Here is a 5,677-nt window from a genome sequence, read left to right on the forward strand (position 1 = left end):
AAACCTGGAACGCGACGGAAACCCTTTATCCTGACGCGTTATGTATCCATCAATTGTTTGAACAACAAGTGGAGAAAACCCCGAATGCCACAGCGTTAGTGTATGAAGAACAAACCCTCAGTTATGCGGAATTAAATACCCGGGCTAACCGGCTGGCCCATCAGCTGATTGCGCTGGGGGTAGAGCCGGATCAGCGGGTGGCTATTTGCGTGGCGCGCTCACCGGCAATGGTGGTCGCGGTATTGGCGGTGCTGAAAGCCGGTGGCACCTATGTGCCACTGGATCCGGTCTATACCGGGGAGCGTCTGACTCATATTCTGACCGATGCGGCCCCGGCTATTTTGCTGGCGGATAATACCGGACGTGATGCGCTGGACGAGAAAACGTTGGCTGCGCTGACTGTGCTTGACCCGAATACCTTGCTTGATCAACCGGACAGTAATCCACAGGTCCCTGCGCTGACTGCCCGACATCTGGCGTATGTGATTTACACCTCTGGCTCGACGGGGACGCCGAAGGGGGTGATGGTCGAGCATCGTAATATCTTGCGTTTGTTTGAAGCGACTGAATCCTGGTATCACTTTAACCGGCAAGATATTTGGTGCCTGTTGCATTCCATCGCCTTTGATTTCTCGGTATGGGAATTGTGGGGAGCGTTACGTTACGGCGCTAAACTGGTTCTGGTGCCACATGCGATCGCCCGTTCACCTCAAGAGCTGCATCAATTTGTGTGTCAGCACGGTATCACCGTGTTGAATCAGACGCCGAGTGCTTTCAAAGCCTTTATTGCCAGTTATGTCGATAACCCATTACCGGACCAGTTGCGTTATATCATCTTTGGGGGAGAAGCCCTCGATCCGGGGATGTTGCGGGCGTGGTATCACCTGCGTGAAGAGACGTCGCCCCGGTTGGTGAATATGTACGGTATCACGGAGACAACGGTTCATGTGACTTATCGGGAACTGAGTCCCCATGATGTGGCACAGATAACCAGCCCTATCGGTACACGTATTCCCGATTTAACGCTCTACCTGTTGGATAAATACGGCCAGCCAGTGCCGTTGGGGACAATCGGTGAATTGTATGTTGGTGGTGCGGGTGTGGCGCGGGGTTATCTGAATCGCCCTGAGTTGACGGCGGACCGTTTCCTTATCGATCCGTTTAGTGATAAACCGGATGCGCGTATGTACCGGACCGGGGATTTGGCCCGTTATCTGCCGGAAGGGGATCTAGTGTTTGTCGGTCGTAACGACCAGCAGGTTAAGATCCGCGGTTTCCGCATTGAACCGGGAGAAATTGAAGCCCAGTTGGCAGAGCACCCAGCGGTGCGTGAATCTGCCGTGTTGGCATTAGGGGATGCGCAGGATAAGCGTCTGGTGGCTTATGTGGTGGCAACAGCGGATGAGGGGCTGGCAAATAGCCTGCGTACCCATCTGAGCGCTATTTTACCGGATTATATGGTACCAACGGCCTTTGTGCGGCTGGATGCACTTCCGTTGACCCCGAACGGTAAGCTGGATCGCCGAGCGCTACCGGCACCGGATAATGACGCGTTTGCCCGTCAGGTTTATGAAACGCCACAAGGGGATACGGAAATCACATTAGCGGCAATTTGGTGTGAGTTGCTGGGCGTTGAGCAGGTTAGCCGACATGACAATTTCTTCGCGTTGGGTGGTCATTCTCTGCTTGCGGTACGGATGATTGAACGTTTGCGTCACTTGGGGTTGACGTTGGCAGTGCGTAACTTGTTTCAGTCTCCGGTGTTATCAGACCTAGCTCAAACGTTGGGGCAACACCGGGCTGTGGTGGTGCCACCGAATGTCATTACGTCAGCGACGACGACACTCACACCGGAAATGTTGCCACTGATCGATCTGACTCAGGCTGACATTGACCGCATCGTCAGGCAGGTGCCGGGTGGGATGACCCATATTCAAGATATCTATGCCCTGTCGCCATTGCAGGACGGTATTTTGTTCCACCACTTACTGGCAAACGAAGGGGATCCGTATCTGGTGGTCAGTCAGATGGCTTTTGCTGACCGATCCTTGCTAGACCGTTACTTAGCGGCAGTGCAACAGGTGATCGATCGTCATGATATCTTGCGGACCGCTTTTATCTGGCAAGGACTATCTGTGCCGGCTCAGGTGGTTTGGCGTCAAGCCACGTTGTCAGTGATGGAGCTGACCCTAGATCCGACTGACGGGCCGGTTTGCGATCAGTTAACGCAACGTTTTGATCCCCGTCATTATCGTCTTGACCTGAATCAGGCACCGTTGTTGCGGTTTGTGGTGGCACAGGAAATGGATGGTCGTTGGATTGTCCTGCAATTGCTGCATCACCTGATTGGCGACCATACCACACTGGACGTAATGAACCGTGAAGTACAAGCTTGCCTAGACGGACAGCAGGATAGCCTGTCTGAGCCGGTGCCGTTCCGCCATCTGGTGGCACAGGGCCGGCTGGGTGTCAGTCAGGAAGAACACACCCGTTTCTTTACTGACATGTTGGCAGCGGTAGATGAACCAACATTGCCGTTTGGCTTGACGGAAGTGCATCGTGATGGCTCGCAGGTGGCGGAATCTCACCGGATGTTGTCAGCTGGGCTAAATAACCGTTTGCGTCATCAGGCAAGACATTTGGGCGTCAGTCTGGCGGCCCTGTGTCATTTGGCTTGGGCCCAGGTGTTGTCGCGTACCAGTGGACAGGAGCAAGTGGTGTTCGGCACCGTACTGTTTGGGCGTATGCAGGCCGGGGAAGGAACAGACAGCAGTATGGGATTGTTTATCAATACGTTGCCGCTGCGGCTGGATATGGATGATACATCGGTACGGGACAGCGTGCAGGCTGCCCATACCCGACTGGCCGGACTATTGGAACATGAACATGCTTCATTGGCGTTGGCCCAGCGTTGCAGTGGTGTACAGGGGGATATCCCCCTCTTTAGCAGCTTGTTGAACTATCGGCATAATGCCCTATCGGCACCGTCAGATGAGCTGATAAGCGGCATTGAGTTTATTGGTGCACAGGAGCGAACCAACTATCCGTTAGTGCTGTCGGTGGAGGATTGTGGTGAATCTCTGGGGCTGACGGTTCAGGTAGTACAACCATTTGATCCGAAAAACCTGTGCGACTATATGCAACAGGCACTGGAGAGCTTGGTGGAGGTATTGGAACAGGCTCCGGAAACGCCGGTACGGCAGTTGGAAATTCTGCCAGAAGCGGAGCGTACGTTGTTGTTAAAAACCTGGAACGTGACGGAAACTGCCTCTCCTGACCAGTTATGCATTCATCAATTGTTTGAACAGCAGGTGGCGAAAGCCCCTGATGCGCCAGCGTTAGTGTATGAAGATCAGCTCTTCAGTTATGCAGAATTGAATGCCCGAGCCAACCGGTTGGCCCATCAACTGATTGCACTGGGTGTAGTACCCGAGCAGCGGGTGGCGATTTGTGTGTCACGTTCACCGGCAATGGTGGTGGCGGTATTGGCGGTGCTGAAAGCCGGCGGCGCGTATGTGCCGTTAGATCCGGTCTATACTGGTGAGCGTCTGGCCCATATTCTGACGGATGCGGCTCCGGCTATTTTGCTGGCGGATAACCCCGGGCGTGATGCGCTGAACGAGCAAACGCTGGCTGCACTGACCGTGCTCGACCCGAATAATACCCTGTCGGATCAACCGGATGTTAACCCGCAGGTTCCTGAACTGACATCCCGGCACCTGGCGTATGTGATTTACACTTCTGGTTCGACGGGGATGCCGAAGGGGGTGATGGTCGAGCATCGTAATATCTTGCGTTTGTTTGAGGCGACTGAATCTTGGTATCACTTTAACCGGCAAGATATTTGGTGCCTGTTGCATTCCATCGCCTTTGATTTCTCGGTATGGGAATTATGGGGAGCGTTACGTTACGGCGCTAAACTGGTTCTGGTGCCACACGCGATCGCTCGTTCACCTCAGGAACTGCATCAATTTGTGTGTCAGCACGGTATCACCGTGTTGAATCAGACGCCGAGTGCTTTCAAAGCCTTTATTGCCAGCTATGTCGACAACCCATTACCGGACCAGTTGCGTTATATCATCTTTGGGGGAGAAGCCCTTGATCCCGGTATGTTGCGGCCGTGGTATCGCCTGCGTGAAGAGACGTCGCCCCGGTTGGTGAATATGTACGGTATCACGGAGACAACGGTTCATGTGACTTATCGGGTGCTAAATCATGATGATGTGGCGCAGATAACCAGTCCTATTGGTACGCGTATCCCGGATTTAACGCTCTATCTGTTGGATAAATACGGCCAGCCAGTACCGTTGGGGACAATCGGTGAATTGTATGTTGGTGGTGCGGGTGTGGCGCGGGGTTATCTGAACCGGCCAGAATTAACGGTGGAACGTTTCCTGGTCGATCCGTTCAGTGACAACCCGGATGCGCGCATGTACCGCACCGGGGATTTGGCGCGTTACCTGTCGGACGGCAATCTGGAATTCCTGGGCCGTAATGACCAGCAGGTGAAAATCCGCGGTTTCCGCATTGAACCGGGGGAAATTGAAGCCCGGCTGATAGAACACCCGGCGGTACGTGAATCGGTGGTGTTGGCGTTGGGAGAAGCGCAGGATAAACGTCTGGTCGCTTATGTGGTGGCACCCGTGGATGAGGGGCTGGCGAATAGCCTGCGTGCCCACTTGAGTGCAACTTTACCTGACTATATGGTGCCGTCGGCCTTTGTGCGTCTGGAGGCGCTTCCATTGACCCCGAACGGTAAGCTGGATCGTCATGCGCTACCGGCACCGGATGGTGAAGCCGTTGCCCGTCAGGTTTACGCGGCACCGCAAGGCGAAACAGAAATCGCCCTGTCGGTTATTTGGCGTGAATTACTGGGGGTTGAACAGGTCAGCCGGCATGACAGCTTCTTTGCTCTGGGCGGCCATTCACTGCTCGCGGTACGCATGATTGAACGCCTGCGTAACTTGGGGCTGACACTGGCGGTGCGTGACCTGTTCCAGTCGCCGGTGTTGTCTGAACTGGCTCGAACGTTGGGGCAGCACCGGGCCGTGGTGGTGCCACCGAATGTCATTACGTCAGCGACGACGACACTCACCCCGGTGATGTTACCGTTGATCGATCTGACTCAGGCTGACATTGACCGTATCGTCGGGCAAGTGCCGGGTGGGGTAGCTAATCTTCAGGATATCTATGCCCTGTCGCCATTGCAGGATGGCATTTTGTTCCACCACTTATTGGCAAATGAAGGGGATCCGTATCTGGTGATCAGCCAGATGGCTTTTGCTGACCGGCTGCTGTTGGACCGTTATTTGGCCGCAGTACAGCAGATGGTTGATCGGCACGATATTCTGCGAACGGCCTTTATCTGGCAAGGATTGTCAGTGCCAGCGCAGGTGGTCTGGCGTCAGGCACCGTTGTCGGTCATTGAATTGACGTTGGACCCGGCTGATGGGCCGGTGGGTGATCAACTGGTTCAACGTTTTAATCCCCGTCATTATCGTATTGATTTAGGTCAGGCACCGCTGCTGCGTTTTGTCGTGGCTCAGGAGACCGATGGCCGCTGGTTACTACTGGAATTGCTGCATCACCTGATTGGTGACCATACCACGCTGGATGTGATGAATCGCGAAGTACAAGCGTATCTTACCGGTCAGGAAGACGGCCTGCCTGCGCCGGT

Annotated in this window: 1 protein-coding gene; it reads left to right on the plus strand. The window is 54.4% G+C overall.

Translation table 11 applies throughout. The annotated features are described in order from the left end of the window. Nucleotides 1-5,677, plus strand: a 5,677-nt coding sequence (locus tag C5471_RS22525; protein WP_166296471.1) for a non-ribosomal peptide synthetase, incomplete at both ends; no start/stop codon positions are given.

This window comes from Photorhabdus tasmaniensis (assembly GCF_011189505.1).
Classification (GTDB): domain Bacteria; phylum Pseudomonadota; class Gammaproteobacteria; order Enterobacterales; family Enterobacteriaceae; genus Photorhabdus; species Photorhabdus tasmaniensis.